Below are 21,058 nucleotides of genomic sequence, written 5' to 3' on the forward strand. Positions count from 1 at the left end.
AACACCACCCACAACTCATCCGGCACCAGCCGCTCAACCAGATCCGTCATGCACGGCTCAACGAACGATCACGCCATAAGAAACGGTGTCTAAGACTCCCGTGATGGGGTGGAGGTTGCAGGCCTCTCGCAGACGGATGCGGGGCGGGGGAGGTCGAGTGGCCCGTCCGGCGCTTTCGGCGGGTGTGCCGCCGTGGTGGCGAGGTGACGTCCAGGAGAGCGCCGATTGTCGATGTGAACTTGACGCGTCAAGTAGTTAGGATTCGGCGGGCACGCGACAAATAGTGACTGGAAGGCATGCACACCATGGGAATGACCGCCACGGACCTTGCCGTCGGACTCTTCCGAGTCCTCGAGACAGGGGATCCCGCTCTGGCTGCTGAAGTGGTGCACGAGGAGTTTCGTAACCGCGAGGCAGCCGTAGCGCCTCCGGCCTGCCGGATCTCCGGGCCGGCCGGCGTTCTGGCGTCGAGTGCGTGGATGAGGTCCGCGTTCGACGGTCTGCGGCTGCCCTTCGTGGAAACCATCCACAACGCCGATCAGGTGTGGGTGCGGCTTCGTATGCAAGGGCGCCACAGCGGTGCTTTCGTCCTTTTCAAGGACAGTGCCGTCGACCAGGTTGTACCTCCCACGGGACGGGAGATCGACTTCGAGCAGATCCATGTGCTCGACCTGCGTGACGGAAAGGTGATCGGGCACGAGGCGGTTCGCGACGACGTCACGATGCTCGGCCAGTTGGGCGTCTTCCCCCCGACGCCGGCCGCCATGATGCGCATGGTCACGTGGCGGGTCAGCGGACGGGCCGCGCGGGCTGCCGCCGAGGTGACGACGCAGGCGGCTCAGGCAGCCGCCGCGTTGCCGCAGACGCCCTCTGCGTGAACTCTCGTCCCACCCGCACGAGCCTTACGGCGCCAGGCGCCGAAGAGGGGCCGACGATCACGTTGCCCAGGTACGGCAGGGACGAGTGATTTCTGACTGCCGGTCGCTCTCCTTGCCTGATTGATCGTGGCTGCATGAGACTTGTGCGTCGGATTTCGGTGGGTGCGGCGGGGGAGACGAGCGATGAAGCTGATGAGAAGCGGCACTGGCCAGGGGGCCGACGGACATTCGCCGCACTCGCCGAGGGCCGGCCGGAACCGGCTCGTGGGTGCGGCGCTGATCATGTTGTCCCTTGCCGCAGCGCTGACTTCCTACGCCGTCTTCGCCACCTGGCTTCCTGCCGATCGCACCCGGTACCGGGAGTACAAGGCGGCCGACGTGTGTTCCGCCCGCACGGTCGTACCACGTGCGGAGGACTGCCTGCGCAAGGTCTCCTTCACAGTGGAGGGCACCCGGAAAGCGCGCAAGAACATGCGGGCGACCCTGCTCGGCCCCGAGCCCTTTTCGAGGATGGTCGTGTCGTTCGGCGACCCGGGGCCGGTGCTGGACGGGCTCGAGCGAGGCGACCGGGTCACCGGTACCGTCTGGCGCGGCGTGGTCGTGGTGGTCGCCGAGGGGGACGTCCGGCAGAATTCCGCCGACACGCCTCGCGACGAACTTCAGATGACGGCCGCCGTCGGCACGTTCGTGGGGCTGGTGGCGGCGCTGGCGCTGATGTTCGGTGCGATACGACTGGCCAGGCCGCGCGACCTCGGACTCTTCACCTGGCACCCATACGGCAAGTGGCTGCTCTTCGTCACGGGTGCCAGTTGCGTCGTCGTGGGCCTGTGCACCGTGTGGACGGGCCTTCCGTGGCTCCTCGTGCCCACGGTCTGCGGGGCGGTCGTCGCGGGTACGGCGTGGTTCCTCCACCGCGACCTGAGGCTCGGACAGGTCGGCCCGTAGAGGACACTGTCCGACGCGGCTTCGGGGTCCTGGTGCGCGGTGAGTGCTGGTGCGCGGTGAAGCGCGCGGTGGTCGCTCGCGCGGCCGATGTTCGGCAGCGCCGACTTCGGCCCCTCCACAGGGGGTGGAGGTCCACCTCGCGGCGCGAGGCCGTTCGTGATCGCGGTCGTGGCCACGGCTTTCCGTGCTTCCAGCACGGAAAGTGATCCGGAATCATTTTTCGCTCGGCGCCGACGGGTTACGCTCTCGGTCGTTGCGCTTCTTGCCACGTTGACGGGATGTCACCATGATTCGAGGAGCCCTTCCGAGCACTCCTGGGACCGTCAATCGGTGTCCGATGCGAGACCGCCCACCGCTCCGGCTCTCGGGTGCGACGACTCGTGCCTCGAATCCGCCTTGAGACGCACGCGCGGTCGCGGGTCGGCTGAGCCTCGCGCTCGCGACCGCCACACCTCACCTGGCTGAAGCCGGTCCACCATCGATGTCATCGCCGGAAGAGGAGCGTCAATGCGACTTTATGCCCAGACTTCAGCGCGTCGGACCCGTCAGGTGGTCGCGGACCTGATCGCCGTCGTCCTGATCGCGGCCGCGGTGAAGTTCGCCCTGGCCGTTCGTGACGTGATCCTGCTGCTGGCCGAGCCCGGACGGAAGGCGCAAAGTGCGGGCGACACCCTTGCCGACGGTCTCGGCGACGCCGGCGACGCGGCCGCGAAAGTGCCGTTCGTCGGGGATTCCCTGAAGAAGCCGCTCAAGTCCGCCGCCGACGCCGGCACCAGCCTCTCCGATGCCGGACAGTCGCTGCAGGACACCGTGGGCCAGGTCGCCACCTTGACCGCGGTCGCCCTGATCGTCCTCCCGGTGGCCTTCGTGCTGCTGTTGTGGCTCCCCCCGCGCCTGCGCTGGATCCGGCGCAGCGCCACCACCCGACGTCTGCTCGACGCCGACGGAGGCGCCGATCTGCTCGCTCTGCGCGCCCTCACCGGCCCGCAGCGCGCTCTGGCCGCGATCCCCACCCCTCCCGGTGGCCTTGCCGACGCCTGGCGCCGAGGAGACCAGCAGGTCATCGACGCGTTGTCCGAGATCACACTGAGGCGGGCGGGTCTACGACCCTGAGGATGCGGTCGGGAATGGCCCCACCAGGTCCAGGGGTCCTTGGTCTGCGGGCGCCTCGAAGCGTTGCCACTGCTGAGGGGCGCTGAAGCGTTGCCACTACCGGCGCCTTGGCGCAGCTCGTCTCTGGCACCGGTCCGCACCCCGCCACGCGCACTGACGTCTGACGGCCTCGTGCAGGATTCGGTCCCTGGCCCGTCGAGGCGACGACGTGCGTGCCTGCTGCCGTTCACGACGCCCGGACAGGGCTGTGCAGCGGCTTTCGCGCGGACGCGTCCGGTCGAGTTGCCCGTCCCACCCTGCCTACGTAACGTCGAATATCGCATCGATTTCCAGATGCGGGAGGTACTGGAGCGGGCCGAGGACGACGTGGCTGCCGGCGCGGCGCGCGTGCTTCTCGTCACAGGCGCCGGACAGGACCTCCGCCTGGGCGACGACGTCCTCACCAAAGTCGTTCCCGACGGCGAACTCGACGCGGGACAGCCCATTCCCACGACGTCCGTGACGTGGAGGTGGCCCTGAGCGACGGCCGATGCGGTCCGTTCGCGCGAGGCCCCCGCCCGGTCTCACTCCGTCGCAGAATCCGACAATCCCGCGCCCAGGAGGGCATCCGTGTCCGACACATTCACCTTCCCCGTGACCAGTCGCGAGTGGCATCTGCTCAGCCGCCCCGAGGGCTGGCCCGTTCCCCAGGATTTCGCCCTCGTCGAGGCCGAGTTGCCCGAGCCCGGAGAGGGCCAGGTACTCGTCCGCAACGCGTACCTCTCCGTGGACCCGTACATGCGCGGGCGGATGAGCGCGGCCAAGTCGTACTCGGCGCCCTTCGAACTGAACGAGCCCATGCAAGGTGGCGCCGTCGGCGAGGTGGTCTTCTCCCGTGCCGAGGGCATCGCCGTCGGCGACCATGTGCTGCACTCCAGCGGCTGGCGTGAGTACGCCGCCGTCGACGGCGAGCAGTGCGTCGAGGTCGATCCCGGGGCCGCACCCCTGCCCGCGTATCTCGGAGTGCTCGGCATGACAGGTCTCACCGCCTACGCGTGTCTGCTGCGCACCGCCTCGTTCCAGGAGGGCGACATCGTCTTCGTGTCCGGTGCGGCCGGCGCGGTCGGCAGCCAGGTCGGGCAGATCGCCAGACTCAAGGGCGCCGCACGCGTGATCGGCTCCGCCGGGTCCGACGAGAAGGTCTCCCTGCTGCTGGACGAGTACGGCTTCGACGCGGCGTTCAACTACAAGAACGGCCCGGTGTCCGATCAGTTGAGGGCCGCCGCCCCCGACGGCATCGACGTGTACTTCGACAACGTCGGCGGCGATCATCTCGAGGCCGCCCTGGGCTCGCTCAACCTGAAGGGCCGCATCGCGATCTGCGGAATGATCTCCGCGTACAACGACACCGAGCCCGCACCGGGCCCGCGCAACCTGGTCCGGCTGATCCAGACCCGTGGCCGCATGGAGGGGTTTCTGGTCCGGGACCACTACGACCTACAGCCCCGGTTCTTCGAGGAGGTCGGCGCCTGGGTGCGCTCGGGAGAGCTCAAGTACCGCGAGACGGTCGTCGAAGGAGTCGAGAACACTCTGGACGCCTTTCTCGGAGTGTTGCGCGGCGACAACACCGGCAAGATGATCATCAAACTCTGAGCCGCCGCCGCTGTTACCGCCATGCAGCGCCCACTTCCTCCATGGCGGCCCGAGGCTCCACGAGGTTCTTGACGAGCTCCAGGACCTGGTGCCGTGGTGCTGGACCGGCACGTGCGCCACACGAGGCGGGCCTCGCGCCGATGTCAGAGCTATGGATTCTCCGATGGGAACAGCCGACCACGGCCACGCCGATGAGTTCGCGCGTCGGGAGGGGTCTACACCCTCACACCGCAGACCGTGCACACGATCAGTGAGGGATCATGGACACCAACGCACTACCGCCCGTCGTCGACGCGGACACCTGGCAGCGTGAGCTCGACGAGCTACGTACCCGGGAGAAGGCCGCGACCCGGGAGCTCGACGCGATCGCCGCCCAGCGCCGCCGTCTGCCGATGGTCAGGATGCCCGAGTACGTCCTAGACGGCGCGGACGGACCGGTTCGGCTCGCCGACCTCTTCGAGGGCAAGAAGCAGCTGATCGTCTACAACCACATGTGGTTCTCCGGCGAGGAGTGGCAGTGCTCCGGCTGCACCGGGTACACCGCGCAGTTCACCCGGCTGGAGTTCCTGGACAACTACGACGCCCGTTTCGTCATCGTCACCCAGGGCCCGATCGAGGAGGCGCTCGCCTACAAGCACCGGGTCGGGAACACGATGGCCTGGTATTCCACCGCGAACAGCCCGTTCGGCACCGACGTGGGCGCGGCGCCCGGTGAAGGATTCGCCGTCAACGTGTTCCTCCGCGACGGCGACACCGTCTATCGCACCTGGCACACCACCGGCCGTGGCACCGAACAGCTGAGCCACACCTTCGCGCTGATCGACCTGCTGCCGTACGGACGGCAGGAGGAGTGGCAGGACTCGCCCGACGGTTGGCCGCAGTCGCCCACGTACAGCCGGTGGTCCGCAGCGAAGGACATCGCCGCGGCGTACGGCCCGGACTCCGCCTAAGGGCTGTCCCGTAATCCCCGGCGGGCGCACGACGACAGCTACGGCACCTCGCCGCGTTGTCGGATCGCCCGCATACGCCCAGTATGCGGACGACCCTCTGCCTTGCGATGCACCGCATCTGACGCCGCGCGCTGATCCACCAGGGATTACGGGACAGCCCTTAGGTCGCCTTGGCCGGTCGGATCACGCCGTCGGCATCCCGGGTGCGCGAACAGTCCGGCGGATCGCGTCGCGGAGCCAGTGGTGGGCCCCGTCGGCTGCGTGTCTCGGGTGCCAGGCCATGCCGATTTTCAGCGGTGGCAGGGCCAGGGGGATGTCGAGGAGGCGCAGGCCGAGGGCGGTGGCGTCGTCGGTGAGGGGCGAGAGGGCCGCGCCGGGGGGTGCGGCAGGTACGAGACAGACGATGTCGCCGCGGGCGGCGAGGGTCATGGCGGTCAGGTGGCTGGCGAGGACGACGCTGACCCGCCGGTGGAGGCTCTGCTTGCCCAAGGCGGTGTCGAGGGGCCCGCTGAACCGGCCGCGGCGGCTGACCGCGACGTGCTGGGCGGCAGCGAGCCGGGCCGGGGTCAGGGGTCCTTCGGTGAGGGGGTGGCCGGGCCGGACGGCCGCCATCATGCGGAGGCTGACCAGCTCTTCGACCTGGGTCTCGGGGTCCACGTGGTCGATGGAGCCGTGTGACCGGCGGGACGCTACGGACAGGGGCCCGGCGCGAACCTGGACCGGCGATCAGGGCGTCAGGCGGCGTCCCGTCCGTCGCCTGAATTCAGGTGCGCAACCGGTCGATCTCGGCGAGTACGCGGTCCACATGTGGACGCACTCGCGCCCGCAACTCGTCGCTCCAGCTCTCCTCGGAATAGCGGCAGTCGAGGTAGAGCTGCCTGGCGTGTTCAAGAGGGGGGCGGTGCTCGGGCGGGAGCCTGGCCAGGGCCCAGTCGGCGGCCGCGTCCTTCGTGGTGATCCGGCCGGTGGCTAGCGTGGTCCAGACGCGGGCGAAGGTCAGCAGGACGTTGCGGGTGTCGCCGTCCAGGGTGTCGAGCAGGCCGGGGATGCCTGCGACCACGGCCCGGATCAGGTCGCCGTGCGGGACGGGATCGAGGACCTGCGACAAGGGCGGGCCGTCCAGGGGATGCTTCCCGGCCAGCGCCATGGTGATCAGCGGGGCCAGATCGGGCATCGGCTCGGGCTTCGGGACCTCCCCGGCCTCGTACTCGGCGCGTAGCCACTCGCCGTACAGGAAGTCGCCGGTCGGAGGGTACCGCCAGGGCCGGATCTCGGACTGGACGACCACGGTCAGCTCGACCGGGCGGGCCTGGTTCGGGGAGCCGGAGATCCCGAGCAGTCCGCCGAGGAGCGCCCGCCGTTCCTCCTCGTCCATGCGCCGCCGTGAGACGACCAGCACATCCACGTCGCTGGCCGGCCTGAGGCCGCCGAGCACGGACGATCCGTGGAGGTAGGTGCCGATGACCTCTGGGCCCAGTACGCCGCCGACGAGCTTCACGGTCTCCTGAATCTGATCCATCGCGCCAGTCTGTCCGATCGGCCGGTCGGACCGCACGGCGTTCATGCGGCCACGGTCGAAGCGAGGCAACACCACCGGTGGTCGGCGGCGGGGCGTGGTCCGCGATCGGACGGCGTTCCACGGATCGGGTGCCCAGGAGCCCCGCCTGGGCGCGCCGGACGCCGCCCCCGTCGTCGGCGGTTCGGCCACCGGCGGGGCGTCGGGGGAGGGAGACCTCCGCCGGTGTCCGCTCCACCGAAACGTGTCAAGTGATACAGTCACACTTGTAACTTCTTGGTGACGTGCCCGTTCGAACGGGCAGGCGGGCGGGCTGCCCGCGCGCCGATCGCGAGTTGCTTTAGTGACCGGGGCGAATTCTTCGCACGGCTTCGGACTGTCTGACTGCGCGGTGTGAGTTCCAGACATTTAATGCGGTCCGACGGTGCTGATCTGGATTTCTCTATACCGTGCAGCCGTGCCTTCTGCGGCTTCCGCGGAACGCCGCGTCTACGCGAAGTTGCTGGTCAAAGTCAAGTGTTGACATGCCCTCCGCCTGTGAATGATGATCAAATCTGCGTCGTGCAGGCCCCCGATAAGTCCGCCTGACTAACGCGACGATGTGACGAGGGAATTGACGCCAATTTCCTCGGAATATGTCCCCCGGCATCCGGTGTGGATTTATCTGCTCAACGGTGTCCGCTGGGATGCCGCCATTTACTGCGCCCCAGTTCCTCCCCGCTCCCACCCCGACAGGAAGGCCAGGTCTTGCCGGTGCAGCACACCCGACGCCCCGTTTCCCCCGCTTCCACGGTCCGGCCCGCGTCCTTCGCCCAGCAACGCCTGTGGTTCCTGGCCCAACTCCGCGGCGCGAACGCCGCGTACAACGAGACCCTCGCCTTCGCGCTCACCGGCCCACTCGATCGCCCCACCCTGGCCGGTGCGCTCGACGCGTTGAGCGACCGCCACGAATCGCTGCGGACCCGGCTGATGGCCGATACGGGCGTCGTGAACCAGCACATCGACCCACCGGGTACGGGCTTCGCCCTGGCCTTCGAGGACCTCACCACGGAGGCCGACCCCGACGCAGGCGTGGCGTACCGCCAGTTGGAGGAGGCGGAGGGAGCGTTCGACCTGGAGGCCGGCCCGCTCGGCCGCGGGCGGCTGCTGGCCCTGGGCGGCGAGCGTCACGTGCTGCTCCTGACGTTCCACCACAGCATCTACGACGGCGCGTCGATGAACGTGATGATGAGGGAACTGGCGACCCTGTACGAGGCGTCGCTCGACGGCGGCCGGGAGCCGCTGCCCGAACTTGCGGTGCAGTACGCCGATCACGCGCACGCCCAGCGTGAGGCCGTCCTCGGCGGTGCTCTCGCCGCCCAGGAGGACTACTGGAAGCGGGCGCTGTGTGACGCGCCGCCCGTACTGGAACTGCCCGCGCACGGCCCGCGCCCGGCCGAGCAGGACTACCGCGGCGGGCGGGTCGAGTGGGACCTCGACGCTGACGTCACGGCCGCACTCCGGAGCCTGGCGCGAGAGCACGGCGCGACCCTGTTCGTGGCCGTCCTGACCGGCTGGGCCATTCTGATGTCGCGGCTGTCCGGCCAGGAGGACATCGTTGTCGGAAGCCCGGTCACGGGCCGACGCGGGCCCGGAGCCGCCGATCTCATCGGGTTCCTCGTCAACTCACTTCCGTTGCGCATCGATCTGTCCGGTTCACCCACCGCGTCCGAGGCGCTGACCCGCACCCGATCCGTCGTCCGGGAGGCTCTCGCCCACCAGGACCTGCCCTTCGAGCGCATCGTCGAGGCGGTGAACCCTCCCCGCAGCGCCTCCCACACCCCGTTGTTCCAGACCATGCTGGCGTGGGTGCCGGACCGGCGTGACCTGCTGCGCCTGCCCGGGATCGAGGCCGAGCCGCTCCCGATCGCCCACGCTCCGGCCAAATTCGACCTCGCCCTGTCGGCGACCGAGTCGCACGGGCGGATCACCGGACACCTGGACTACGCGACCGCCCTCGTCGACCACGCCACCGCCCGACGCTGGGCGGCCCATCTGCGCCACCTGCTCACCGACCTGGCCCGGCATCAGGACCGTGACATCCGGGCCCTGGAGCTGATGGACCCGGACGAACGCCTGCGGCTGATCCGCCAGGGCGACGCGACAGAGGCGGTGGCGGCCCAGCCGACCGCGACCGGCCTGACCGCGCCGGACCGGACCGCGGCCCAGCCGACCGCGACCGGCCTGACCGCGCCGGACCGGACCGCGGCCCAGCCGACCGCGACCGACCCGACCGCGGCCCACTCGACCGCGGCCCACTCGACCGGGCCGCATCCCACCGCGCCCGACCCCACCGCGACCGCTCTGCGCACAGCCGACGGCGTCGCCTCCCTCTTCGAGGCGCGGGCCCGCGAACATCCCACACGGACCGCGGTCGTCGACCGGGACCAGACGCTCGACTACGCCACGCTCGAGCGCCGTGCCAACCGGCTCGCGCACGCCCTCGTCGCCCGCTCGGTGCGTCCCGGCGACGTCGTGGGGCTGCACGCGCGCCGCACCGGCGACCTGGCCGTCGGCATCCTGGGCATCCTCAAGGCGGGTGCCGTCTACCTCCCGCTCGACCCCGGGCAGCCGCAGGAACGCCTCGCCGCCATGGTCGAGGACGCCGTGTGTCCCGTAGTGCTGAGCGACCACGGCGTCGGGGACCGTCCCGGGGACTGGCTCGACCTGCGCACCGTGGAGGCCGAAGGCGCGACGGGTGAACAGCCTCCGGCCGACGAGGGCCGTGGCCCGGACCGGACGGCGTACGTGATCTTCACATCAGGGTCCACGGGACGGCCCAAGGGCGTCGCCGTCGAGCACCGCAGCGTCCTCAACCTCTTCGCGGCCTGGCACGAACGGATGGGTACCGCCCCGGGTGAGGCCGGCTCGGCCTGGTCCAGCATCGGCTTCGACGCCTCGATCCACGAACTGCTGCTGCCCCTGACCACCGGTGGTGTCCTGCACATCGTTCCCGAGGAACTGCGCGGCGACCCGGACGCCCTGCTGGCGTGGATGCGCGAGCACGGGGTGACCCAGGCGTTCCTGCCGCCCGCCTACGTCAAGTGGATCGACGAGGATCCCGCCGAGCGGCTGCGTGACCTGCCACTGCGCAAGCTGCTGACCGGAGTCGAGTCCCTGACCGAAGCGGCCCTGCACCGTATGACGCAGTACCTGCCCGGCCTGCGGATCTGCTTCGGCTACGGCCCCACCGAGGCCACCCTGTACAGCACGGCCTACTACGATCCCCGCCCGCTGGACCGGCCCTGTCCCATCGGGCGCCCCCTGCCCGGTACCCGGTTCTACATACTCGACGGCCGTATGCGGCCCGTCCCGCCCGGAGTGGTGGGAGAGGTGTACCTCGGCGGGGCGTCCCTGGCCCGTGGCTACCTCAACCGGCCCGACCTCACCAAGGAACGCTTCCTGCCGGACCCGTTCGTGCCCGGCGCACGTGTCTACCGCACCGGAGATCTCGCCCGCTGGGGGCAGGACGGCCAGGCCCACTACGCGGGCCGCGCCGACGACCAGGTGAAACTGCGCGGCTTCCGGATCGAACCCGCCGAGGTCGAGGCGGCGTTCATGGCACTGCCCGGCGTCCGTGAAGCCGTCGTCCTCGTCGACCGTGACGCGGCCGGACAGCCCCGGCTGGTGGCCGGGGTGGGCAGGGGGACAGCGCCGGACCGCACCGCCGACGACTGGCGCACCGTACTCGCCCGCCGGCTGCCCGACTACATGATCCCCGCCGTCGTCCTCGGCCTGGAGTCCCTCCCGCTCAACCACAGCGGCAAGGTCGACCGGGGGGAGCTGCTGCGGCTCGTGCGGGAGCGGAGCTCCACCCAGGTCAACACGGCCAGCCCCCGGGACCACGTCGAACACGCCCTGTACCGCATCTGGCAGCGCGTCCTGCTGCACCCCGACATCGGCGTGAGCGACAACTTCTTCGACATCGGCGGCACTTCCCTCGCGGCCATCAAGATGGCCCACGAGGTCGGCGAGACCTTCGGCCGCCAACTCCCGGTCGCCGAGGTCATGTTGTGTCCCACCATCGAGGCGCTCAGCGCACTGCTGCGCGAGGACGGAATCCACCGCGCGCCCGGCAGCCTCATCGAGTTCCGCCGGGGCACGGGCCCCCGGGTGGTCTGCGTCCACCCCGCCGGCGGCACCGCCTTCTGCTATTTGCCCCTGGCCGCCTTCCTGCCTGAACAGGCCGGGCTGTACGGCATCCAGTCGCCGGGCGTGAACCCCGGAGAGGACGTCCTGCCCACCGTGGAGGCCATGGCCGAGGCGTACGTCCGTCTCCTCGAACCCCTCGGCGAGGGCCCCCTCGTCCTCACCGGGCTCTCCTACGGCGGTCTGGTCGCCCACGAGATGGGGCGCGTCCTGAGCCTGGCCGGCCGGCACGACGTGAGCGTCGTCCTGCTCGACACCCAGGCCACCGACGACGCCTCCGCCCGGATGGCGATCACTGCCGTCGACGCGGCCGAGTTCCGCGACAAGCTCGTGAGGTTCAACGGGATGTATCCCGGCATCGACGACGCACAGGTCGAACGCTATTTCCGCCTCTACAACCACAACCGGCTCACCGCGCGGGACCATCTCCCCGCCGTCTCCCCGGCCCGGCTCATCCTTGTCCAGGCCGTTCCCGGTGGCACCGACACGCCCTTCCACAGCGAGGTCCGCGACTTCTGGCGGCGGCGCGCGGAAGGGGAGTTCCGGGTGGAGACGTTGGAATGCGACCACTGGGAGATCCTGGAGGGCGGCGAGGCCGCCCGCGTCGGTGCCCTGCTCGCCGCCGAACTGGCGCACCACGAACCCGAACCGGCCACGCCGGCCGCCGCCCACGTCGTCGCAGCCTCGATACGGGAAGCATGATGATCCCCCCGGTCTCCCTCAGCCCGCTCGCCGACGCCGTCCTGGCCCAGGCCCGCCGGACGCCCTCCGCGGTGGCCGTCGAGGACGGCGCCCGGACCCTCGACTACGCCGAACTCGACCTGCTCAGCGGGCGGGTGGCCGATCGCCTGCGCGCGAGCGGAGTGCGCCCCGGCCACGCAGTCGCCGTCGGCCTGCCCCGTTCCTGGCGGCTGATCTGTGTCCTGCTCGGCATCCGCCGCGCCGGAGCCACCGTCGTACCCCTGGACCGGCTCAGTCCGCCCGAACGGCAGCGACACATCCTGGTGGACTCCGACGCCGTCGTCGTCGTCCGCGACGACCCGCGCACCCCGGACGAGGTGGCCGCCGAGCTGCTTCTGAGACCGGAGGAGCCGGCCGACCGGATCGGCCCGGCCGGGGACGCTCCGGCCTCCGACGGCGACACCGGCACGGGCTTCGTCTTCTACACCTCCGGCAGCACCGGCCGCCCCAAGGGCGTCGAGGTCACCGACGCGGGCGTCCTGCGTCTGGGCCGCCCCGGCTACGTCGAGCTGCGGCCCGGCGCCCGCTACGCCTGCCTCTCCAACCCCGCCTTCGACGCTCTCAGCTTCGAGGTGTGGGCCCCGCTGCTGACCGGCGGCTCCTGCGTCGTGCTCGACGACACCCAGGTGCACAGCCCGCACCGGCTCGCCGCCGTACTGCGCGAACGCCGTATCGACACGATGTTCATCACGGTCGCCCTGTTCAACGCGGTCGTCGAGAAGGTGCCCGACTGCTTCGCCGACGTCGGCCAGGTCCTCGTCGGCGGCGAACAGCTCAACGCCCCCCTGATACGCCGCTGGTACGACGCCAACCCCGCCTCCCACACCGTTCTGCACAACGTGTACGGGCCGACGGAGGCGACCACGTTCGCCCTGTACCACCCGATCCCACGGGACTTCGCCGGCGACACGATCCCCATCGGCACCGCGCTGTCGGGCACCGGCCTGCTGACGCGCACCGAGGACGGGCACACCGCCGAGCCGGGCGAGGTGGCCGAACTGCTGCTGTCCGGACCGGCGTTGGCGCGCGGCTACCGGAACCTCCCCGAGCAGACCGCGCGGAGCTTCGTCGAACTGCCTGACGTGAGCGGCCGCCCGAGCCGCTGGTACCGCACCGGTGACCTGGTCCGCCAGGACGCCGAGGGCCGCCTGACCTACGTCGGGCGGGCCGACCGGCAGGTCAAGGTACGCGGGTTCCGTATCGAACCCGGCGAGGTCGAACGGCAGCTCCTGGCCCACCCTGCCGTCCGCCGGGCCCACGTGTGCACCCGGCGCGACGCGGCGGACCACAACGAGCTGCTGGCCTTCGTCGTCCTCGGCGACGACCTTCCGTTCGACACCTACGAACGTCACCTCGCGGCCGCACTGCCGACCTACATGCGCCCGCACCACACCTACCGCGTCGACGAACTCCCCCTGACCGCCAACGGCAAGGTCGACCAGGCGGCCCTGCTGCGTGACGCCGGCACGCCGTGGCGCGGCGGCCACGAGGACGAGGTGGAGGTCAGCGCCGAGCAGCGGCCCGTGCTGGACATCGCCGAGGAGATCCTCGCCGTCGCCGGCCTGCGTCCCGGCGATCGCTGGATACCGAGTGGTGGCGACTCCCTGAAGGCGCTGCGGTTCCGCTTCGAGATCCTCGATCGCTTCGGCGTCGACCTGCCACAGGAGAGCGTGCTGCGGGCCGACTTCGCCGCCCTCGCGGACGCCGTCCACGCCCCGGACTCCGCCGCGGGCGAGCACCCGCCCGTACCGGTCGCGCTCGACGGCCCGACCGCACCGGCCACCGGCGAGCAGGAACGCCTCTGGCTCCTGCACCAGCGCGACCCCGAGGACCGCTCCTACGACGTACCTCTCGTCTTCCACGTCGAGGGAGCCGTCGACCCGCAGGCGCTGTACCGCGCTGTCCGCACGCTGGTCGAGCGCCATCCCGCCCTGCGCATCCGCCTGGTGCCCACCCCGAACGGTCTGCTCCAGCGGACCGAGGACCCTTACGACCCCTGGCAGCGGCTGGAAGTGCGATCGGGCGAGCGGTGGCAGGACACCGCGGACCGATTCTTCGGACACCGCTTCGACCTCACCGACCCCCGGATGCTGCGGGCCGCCTGGACGGAGCGGCCCGACGGCGGACTCCTCCTGCTCCACCTGCACCACGTCGCCGTGGACGGCTGGTCCCTCAACCTTCTCTTCCGCGACCTCACCGACGCCTACACCGGCGCGGACCGGACCCCTGTGCCCGCCGTCACGCCCCTCGACTTCGCCCGCTGGCAAGGGACCTGGCACACCAGCCCGCCCTACGAGCGCCACCGCGCGCGCCTGCTGTCCCACTACGGCCGCGAAGCCGAACCGTCACCCGCCCTGCCGGCGCCCGACAGCACAGACCGCCCCCGGGCGAGGCTGCTGCGCACCTCCCTCGACCTGGTCCGCCGCACCGCGTTGGACCGCCGCGCCGCGGAACTCGGCCTGACCAGGTTCCAGCTCCTGGTGTCCGCGTTCACCGCGAGCGTGTACGGAGTGACCGGGCAGAACCGGCCCCTGATCGCCGCCCCCGTGGCGAACCGGCCCCGACCCGAATTCGCGGACACCGTCGGCATGTTCGCGAACACCGTCCTGCTCGACCTCGCCGTACGCCCGCACGACTCACTGGCGGATCACCTCACCGAGCACGCCGACGCCGTGCGCACCGTCCTGGCCGGACAGGAGGTCGCCCTCGCCGACGTCCTCGCGGCCCCGGCGCTCCGCGAGCGCTCCCCGCTGTTCGACTACCTGTTCGTCCTGGAGAACACCGAGTTCTCCACGCTGCGCCTGGACGGCTGCCGGACCCGAGCGGAGTGGCCCGAACCGCTCGGCGCCAAGTGCGCCCTGACCCTGTCCGTCGTCGAGCACGAGTCCGGCTTCGACTGCCTGTGGGAGTACCGGGACGACATCGGCGCCGAGCGCGCGGAGGCCGCGGCCCGGCTCTTCCGCCACGCCCTCGACCACCTGACCACGGACGCCGACGTCACCCTGCGCGACCTGGTAGCCCCCTACCGCCGGTCCCTGCCCGACACCGGCAAGGGCTCCGTCCTGGAACCCGGCTTCACCACCGTCGCCGAGGGCTTCGCCCGACAGGCGGCCCGTACGCCCGACGCCCCGGCCGTCACCGACGGCGCATCCACCCTCACCTATGCCGAACTCGACGCACAGGCGAACGAACTGGCCTCCGCCCTGCGCGCCCGCGTGCCGTCGGACCCCGCCGCGCCGGCGACGGTGGCGCTGTACCTCCAGCCCTCCGCCGAACACGTCGTGGCGCTCCTGGCGGCGGCCCGCCTCAATCTGACCGTCGTCCCCCTCGACCCGGCCTACCCGCCGTCCCTGCTGCGTCACGTGCTCGACCAGGCCGACCCACTGTGTGTCCTGGTCGCCCCCGCCGACCTCGGCGTTCTCGACACCCTCGCGCCCCGGTCCCTGCCCCGGCACCCGGTCACCCTGGCCGACACCCCGGGAGCCGCGCCCGTGCCGCACCGGCATCGCGGACAGCGCCCCCTGTACACCCTGTTCACCTCCGGCTCCACCGGCACCCCCAAAGGCGTCCAGGTTCCCGACCGGACCCTGTGCAACCTGCTGTCCTGGCAACGTACCGAGGGCGGCCTCGAACGGACGGCCGTCACCCAGCAGTTCTCCATGCTGTCCTTCGACGTCTCCTTCCAGGAGATCCTCACCACCCTGTGCTCCGGCGGTCTGCTGCGCCTGGTGAACCCCGCCTGGCGGCAGGACGTCCCGGCCTTGCTGGACCAGTTGGAGACCGGGGGAGCGGAACGGATCTTCCTGCCGTACGTGGCCCTGCAACTGCTCGCCGAACACGGTGTGCGTACGGGACACTTCCCGTCCCGGCTACGCGAAGTGGTGACGGCCGGCGAGCAGTTGGTGTGCACCGACGCGATCCGCAGGTGGTTCGCCGGCCTGCCGGACGCGCGCCTGTTCAACCACTACGGCCCCACCGAGACCCACGTCGTCAGCGCCCTGTGTCTCGAAGGGGATCCCGCCGCCTGGCCGTCGCGCCCCGCGATCGGGCGTCCGGTGTCGCACGCCGTGCTGCGCGTGGTCGACGAGGACGGCCTGCCCGTCCCGCCCGGTGTCACCGGGCACCTGCTGATCGGCGGCCCGATGGCCGGGCGCTGCTACCTCGGCGCGGCCGCCGCCGCGCACCGCGACCGGTTCCTCGACGACCCCGACCTCGGGGTCCTCTACCGCACCGGTGACCGGGCCCGCTTCGACCGGCACGGCCTGCTGCACTACGCGGGCCGCGACGACAGCCAGGTCAAACTCGGCGGCCACCGACTGGAGTTGGGGCAGGTCGAGGCCGCGCTGCTGGAGTACCCCGGCGTGGCCAACGCGGTCGCGCTGGTCCACGACGGCCGACTCGTGGCCGCCCTCCAGTGCCGGGGCGAGGACCCCGACCCCGCGGAACTCACCGGCCACCTCGCCCGTCTGCTGCCCGCCTACGTGCGCGTCAGCCGCTTCCGTCGCCTGGCACACCTGCCGCGCACCCCCAGCGGCAAGCTGGACCGGCGGGCGGCCCTCACCGCCCCCGGCCACGAACTGCGCCCGTCGGGTCACACGTCCGCAGCTCTCACGCCGCTCGAACAACGGCTGACCGACCTCTTCGAGAGCGTGACCGGCAAGCCGGTCGCCGTGGACCAGAGGTTCTTCGACGCCGGGGCCACCAGCCTGGACCTGATGCGCTTCCACCTGCGCTGCGCCGGAGAGGGCGATCTCCCGTTCGGCGTACCGGACTTGTTCGAGCACGTCACCCCGCGCGCCCTGGCCCGCCTGCTCGAGACCGGTGACGAAGACGACCGGCCGGCCCGGGAGACCTCCGGGGAGCGGACCGAGGAGCCCGTCGCCGTCATCGGCATGGCCGTACGCCTTCCGGGTGCCCGCGACCTCGCCGCCTTCTGGGACCTGGTCACCACCGGCCGGCGCGGCATCGAGCACTTCGCCACCGGCGACGACCGGGTCGGCGCGCGCAGCCAGATGGACGGCCTGCTCGCCTTCGACCCCGGCCGCTTCACGATCAGCCCGCAGGAGGCGCGGCTGATGGATCCCCAGCAACGCCACCTGCTGATGAACTGCGTCGAGGCGCTCGCCCACGCCGGGCTCGGCGACCCGGCGGCCCACCGGGTCGGACTCGTCGCCTCCTGCGGAGAGAACACCTACTTCCAGCACATGCTGCGCGAGGGGGACCCGGACGCCCTGCCCGACGCCTTCCGGCTGGCCCTGCACCACGAGAAGGACTTCCTCGCCACCAAGGCCGCCTACCACCTCGGACTCACCGGCCCCGCTCTCACGGTCCAGTCCGCGTGCTCCAGTTCGCTCGCCGGTGTGCACGTCGCCGCCGGGATGCTGCGCCAGGGCGACGCCGACGTGATGCTCGTCGGCGGCGTCCTCGTCGACACCGCACTGACCGACGGCTACACCTACCGCCCGCAGCACATCTTCTCCCCGGACGGCCACTGCCGGCCCTTCAGCGCGGACGCCGCGGGCACCGTCGGGGCCAGCGGCACCGGCGTGGTCGTCCTCAAGCCGCTCGCCGCCGCCCGCCGGGACGGCGACACCGTGTACGCCGTCATCACGGGCTCGGGCCTGAACAACGACGGCTCCGACAAGCTCAGTTACAGCGCCCCCGCGCTCGCCGGGCAACGGGCCGCGATCCGGGCGGCCCTGAGCCGCAGCGGCCGCGAGGGCACCGACCTCGCGTATGTCGAGGCCCACGGCACCGGCACCCGGCTCGGGGACCCGGTGGAGGCCGCCGCCCTGCGGCAGGCGTACGGCCTGGCGGACGACGCGCGCGTGGCGCTGTCCTCCGTGAAGAGCCAGATCGGCCACCTGGGCGCCGCCGCGGGCGTCGTCGGCCTGGTGCGAGCCGTGCTCGCCGTGCACCACGGGATCATCCCGCCCACCGCGGACTTCGACCGGCTCAACCCCGAGATCGAGGACGGGCCGTTCCGTATACCGGTCGCGGCCGAACCCTGGCCGCACGGCGCGCCGAGAGTGGCCGCCGTGAGCAGCTTCGGTATCGGCGGAACCAACGCCCACCTGCTGCTCGAGCACCCGGAGCCGCCGCCCGGCCCCGCCGCTGCCGAGCCGGTGCCGTGCCTGGTGCTGTCCGGCAGCTCCGCGGCCGCGGTCCATGCGGACGCACGCCGTATCGCCGCCTACCTGAGAGCCCATCCCACCGCCTACCCGCAGGTCCTGCGCCATCTCCAGGCGGGACGGCCGGCACTCGGCCATCGCGCGGCCGCGTTCTGCCCGGACGTCGACTCCGCCGTCGCCTGGCTCGAAGCGCTCCTCGAGGTCACGGCACCGCACCCGGCGAAGCGCCCGCCTGCGCACGGCCGCGACCCGGGCGCACTCGCGCGGGCCTGGACGGCCGGCGACACCCTCGTGTGGCCCGACGGGCCCGCTCCCGCACCCTGGGACTTCCCGCCGCCCGCCTTCGACACGGCGGAGTACGACTTCCCCCGCGCACCCGGTCGGGCCGAGGCCGTAGGGTCGGCCGGCGAACCGGTCCCCCGGCGACTGCCCGCCGGCCAGTGGCTGCACCAGCCGGTGTGGACTCGGCTGCGCCGGGCCCGCACCGGCGGCCATGAGCCCCGGCGCACCGCCGTGGTGGTCGCCGCACCGGACGCGGACGCCGAGTCGTGGCGGTTCCTGGAGCGCCACTACGCCCGCGTGGTGACCGTTCGCGCGGGAACGACTTTCACCCGTCGGGACGAGGACCGCTACGAGGCCGACCCCGCCGACTCGGGGCAACTCGCCACCCTGATGGACCAGGTCGCCCGGGACGGCCGATCAGGTGTCGACTGGCTGCACGCGCTGCCGCTGGCCTTGGACGACAGCGTCGACGAAGACGCTCTGGAGACGGCCCAGTGGGCCTGCCTCGACACGGTCGCCGCCCTCGCCCGTGCCCTGTCCGACATCCCGGAGACGGACCGGCCACGCGCATGGCTGCTGTCCCATGGAGCTCAGCCGGTCACCGGTGCCGTCCGTACTCCTGCCGCCGGGCTGCTGGGCGCCGCCCTCCACGTTCCCCGGCAGGAACTGGGCGTGCCCCTGCGCTGGGCCGACCTGCCGGGTCCCCGCCCCGCCCACTGGGCCGCACACCTGCCCGACCTGCTCCTCGACGACACCCTCGCCGAACCGGCGACCGCGCTGCGCGACGGCTTCTGGTGGCACCGGACCGTCCAGCCCGTATCCGCCCCCGAAACCCCGCCGGACGCCGTACGGTCGGCGGCCCCCGGAACCCACCTGGTGCTCGGCGGTACCGGCGGCATCGGCGGCACCCTGGCCGCCAGCCTCCTGGAGCACCCCGGCAACCGCGTGGTCCTCCTCGCCCGCGGAACGGAAACACCGGCCCTGCCAGGAGCACACCCGGACCGTGTCACGCTCGTGACGGCCGACCTGGCCACCGACGACCTGGACAGGGTCGCGGACCGGCTGGCCCCGCACCTCGACGGTCTCGCCGGCATCGTGCACGCCGTGGGCACCCCCGCCGGCGGACTCCTCGCCCACCGCGACCCCGAAACGGCCCGCCACGCGACGACGGCCAAACTGCGCGGCGCCCTGCTCGTGGAGCGGCTCATCGCCGAGCACGATCCCGACTACGCGGCCTACTGCTCGTCCATGGCGGCCGGCTACGGCGGAGTCGGACAGTTCGACTACGCAGCCGCCAACGCCTGCCTGGACGCCTACGCCCACTACGCGCCCCCCGCCGGCGAGGACGCCACCGTGCGGATGACCATCGGCTGGGACGCCTGGCGCGAGGTGGGCATGGCTCAGCGTGTGCTGAGCGCGGACGTCCGCCACCAGCACCATCTGGCGGTGGCGCTCACTCCCGAGGACGGCGTGGCGGTGTTCGAACAGGCCCTGCGCATGCAGTTGCCCCATCTGCTGGTCAACACCACGTCCCTCGCCCAGGCGCACTTCTTCTACGAATCGACGGCGGCCACACCAGCCGCCCCCGCCCCACGACCCGGCCTCGCCCCACGACCCGACGCCGGCTCCGGCCCACGACCCGCCTCCGCGCCACAACCCGCGCCTGCGCACGACGACCCCGCCGTCGGGCTCAACGAGGTCCTGCTCGACCTCCTGGGCGTGGACGCCCTCGACCCGCAGGCCGCGCTGTACGACCTGGGCGCCGACTCGCTCACCCTGCTCGAGCTCCTCGACGAGGTGAAACGCCGCTACGGTACCGACGTCGAACTGTCCCGCCTGAGTCACCGGGTGAGCCTCGCCGAGATCCTCGGCCACCTCGAGGCCGGCGCACCGGCGTCCGCCGCGGTGGACGTCGAGGTCTGGCAGCGCGGAACAGGCCGGGACGTGCTCTGCCTGGTCCACCCGGTCGGCGGCGACATCCAGGCCTACCGGCCCCTGGTGGCCGCCCTGCCCGGCGAGCTGACGGTCTGCCTGATCGCCGACCCGAGGCTGCGCGATCCCGGGCTGCCGGCCCGGTCCATCGCCGACCGCGCCGCGCACTACCTGGACGCCCTACGGGCCGCCTTCCCCGAACCCGACCGCCGACTACGGCTCGCGGGCTGGTCGTTCGGGGCCTGGACCGCCCTGTCGATGGCCGCTCTCGCCGAGGCCGACGGCCGCCCCGCCGACGCGCTGCACCTCCTCGACCCGCCACCACCCGGCGCGGGCAGGCGGCTCGCCGCCTACGACGAACGACAGGTGGACGCCGTGTTCGCCCGAGAGCTGAACGGCGACACCGCTGAACGGCTCCCGGAGTCCGGCCGCGCCTACGCCGAACGCCTCGCGCGCTGCTGCCGCACCAACCTCGCCGCCATGGCCGAGCACCGACTGCCGCGGCTCGACCGGACCCCGACCACCGTGTGGCTCGCCGAACGCCCGGTCGAGGAAGGCATCCTGGCCCCGGAGCCGACCGCGCCGGACGCGTGGGAGGCGCACCTGCCCCGGCCGTCGCGCGTCCACCACGTCGACGCCACGCACTACGAACTCGTCGCGGAGCCACACGTCCGTCCGATCGCCGCCACCCTCGCGCTGCCCCCGGCCGAGGCGCACACCACCCTGTCCCAGTTCGCCGGAAGGGCCTGA

At 71.7% G+C, this 21,058-nt stretch carries 9 protein-coding genes and 1 pseudogene; 8 read left to right on the top strand and 2 right to left on the bottom strand.

Translation table 11 applies throughout. From position 1 onward, the window contains the following. Nucleotides 1–311 precede the first annotated feature (311 nt). From ACFV0T_RS18675 to ACFV0T_RS18700, 6 genes are all read left to right on the top strand, one after another. Nucleotides 312–878 (top strand): ester cyclase, encoded by a 567-nt coding sequence (locus ACFV0T_RS18675; RefSeq protein WP_385779897.1) that lies wholly within the window; start codon nt 312–314, stop codon nt 876–878. Nucleotides 879–1,061: 183 nt separating this feature from the next. Continuing rightward, nucleotides 1,062–1,823, top strand: a complete 762-nt coding sequence (locus tag ACFV0T_RS18680; protein ID WP_385779900.1) for a hypothetical protein — start codon at nt 1,062–1,064, stop codon at nt 1,821–1,823. A gap of 507 nt (nt 1,824–2,330) precedes the next feature. Next, the gene (locus ACFV0T_RS18685) at nt 2,331–2,936 is read left to right on the top strand and encodes a hypothetical protein (protein WP_385779903.1); all 606 of its coding nucleotides are present in this window, start codon (nt 2,331–2,333) and stop codon (nt 2,934–2,936) included. A 333-nt stretch (nt 2,937–3,269) separates the two neighbouring features. Further along, on the top strand, nt 3,270–3,455 hold the full coding sequence (locus tag ACFV0T_RS18690) for a hypothetical protein (protein ID WP_385779906.1): 186 nt from the start codon (nt 3,270–3,272) through the stop codon (nt 3,453–3,455). 90 nt (nt 3,456–3,545) lie between these two features. Then, nucleotides 3,546–4,568: an NADP-dependent oxidoreductase gene (locus tag ACFV0T_RS18695; RefSeq protein ID WP_385779909.1), complete on the top strand. Its 1,023-nt coding sequence runs from the start codon at nt 3,546–3,548 to the stop codon at nt 4,566–4,568. A gap of 260 nt (nt 4,569–4,828) precedes the next feature. Continuing rightward, on the top strand, nt 4,829–5,518 hold the full coding sequence (locus ACFV0T_RS18700) for a DUF899 domain-containing protein (protein ID WP_385779912.1): 690 nt from the start codon (nt 4,829–4,831) through the stop codon (nt 5,516–5,518). Nucleotides 5,519–5,701: 183 nt separating this feature from the next. Here ACFV0T_RS18700 and ACFV0T_RS18705 read toward each other — a convergent pair. Together ACFV0T_RS18705 and ACFV0T_RS18710 are read right to left on the bottom strand one after the other, a co-directional pair. After that, nucleotides 5,702–6,190, bottom strand: a pseudogene (locus tag ACFV0T_RS18705) (LysR substrate-binding domain-containing protein); the annotation flags it as partial. Between the two features lie 91 nt (nt 6,191–6,281). Then, the gene (locus ACFV0T_RS18710; protein WP_385779915.1) at nt 6,282–7,037 is read right to left on the bottom strand and encodes an aminoglycoside adenylyltransferase family protein; all 756 of its coding nucleotides are present in this window, start codon (nt 7,035–7,037) and stop codon (nt 6,282–6,284) included. Nucleotides 7,038–7,787: 750 nt separating this feature from the next. On the opposite strand from ACFV0T_RS18710, the gene ACFV0T_RS18715 reads away from it, so the two are divergent. Continuing rightward, a complete protein-coding gene (locus ACFV0T_RS18715) occupies nt 7,788–11,924 on the top strand; it encodes an amino acid adenylation domain-containing protein (RefSeq protein WP_385779918.1) in 4,137 nt (1,378 codons plus the stop codon). Continuing rightward, the gene (locus ACFV0T_RS18720; RefSeq protein ID WP_385780194.1) at nt 11,924–21,058 is read left to right on the top strand and encodes an amino acid adenylation domain-containing protein; all 9,135 of its coding nucleotides are present in this window, start codon (nt 11,924–11,926) and stop codon (nt 21,056–21,058) included. The genes ACFV0T_RS18715 and ACFV0T_RS18720 overlap by 1 nt, the downstream gene beginning before the upstream one ends.

Source organism: Streptomyces sp. NPDC059582, from assembly GCF_042735715.1.
GTDB lineage: Bacteria > Actinomycetota > Actinomycetes > Streptomycetales > Streptomycetaceae > Streptomyces.

Excerpts from the sequence above, each read along its gene's own strand:
- ACFV0T_RS18700 (WP_385779912.1), top strand. The coding sequence starts at position 4,829 with ATGGACACCAACGCACTACCGCCCGTCGTCGACGCGGACACCTGGCAG.
- ACFV0T_RS18720 (WP_385780194.1), top strand. The coding sequence starts at position 11,924 with ATGATCCCCCCGGTCTCCCTCAGCCCGCTCGCCGACGCCGTCCTGGCC.
- ACFV0T_RS18680 (WP_385779900.1), top strand. The coding sequence starts at position 1,062 with ATGAAGCTGATGAGAAGCGGCACTGGCCAGGGGGCCGACGGACATTCG.
- ACFV0T_RS18685 (WP_385779903.1), top strand. The coding sequence starts at position 2,331 with ATGCGACTTTATGCCCAGACTTCAGCGCGTCGGACCCGTCAGGTGGTC.
- ACFV0T_RS18710 (WP_385779915.1), bottom strand. The coding sequence starts at position 7,037 with ATGGATCAGATTCAGGAGACCGTGAAGCTCGTCGGCGGCGTACTGGGC.
- ACFV0T_RS18690 (WP_385779906.1), top strand. The coding sequence starts at position 3,270 with ATGCGGGAGGTACTGGAGCGGGCCGAGGACGACGTGGCTGCCGGCGCG.
- ACFV0T_RS18675 (WP_385779897.1), top strand. The coding sequence starts at position 312 with ATGACCGCCACGGACCTTGCCGTCGGACTCTTCCGAGTCCTCGAGACA.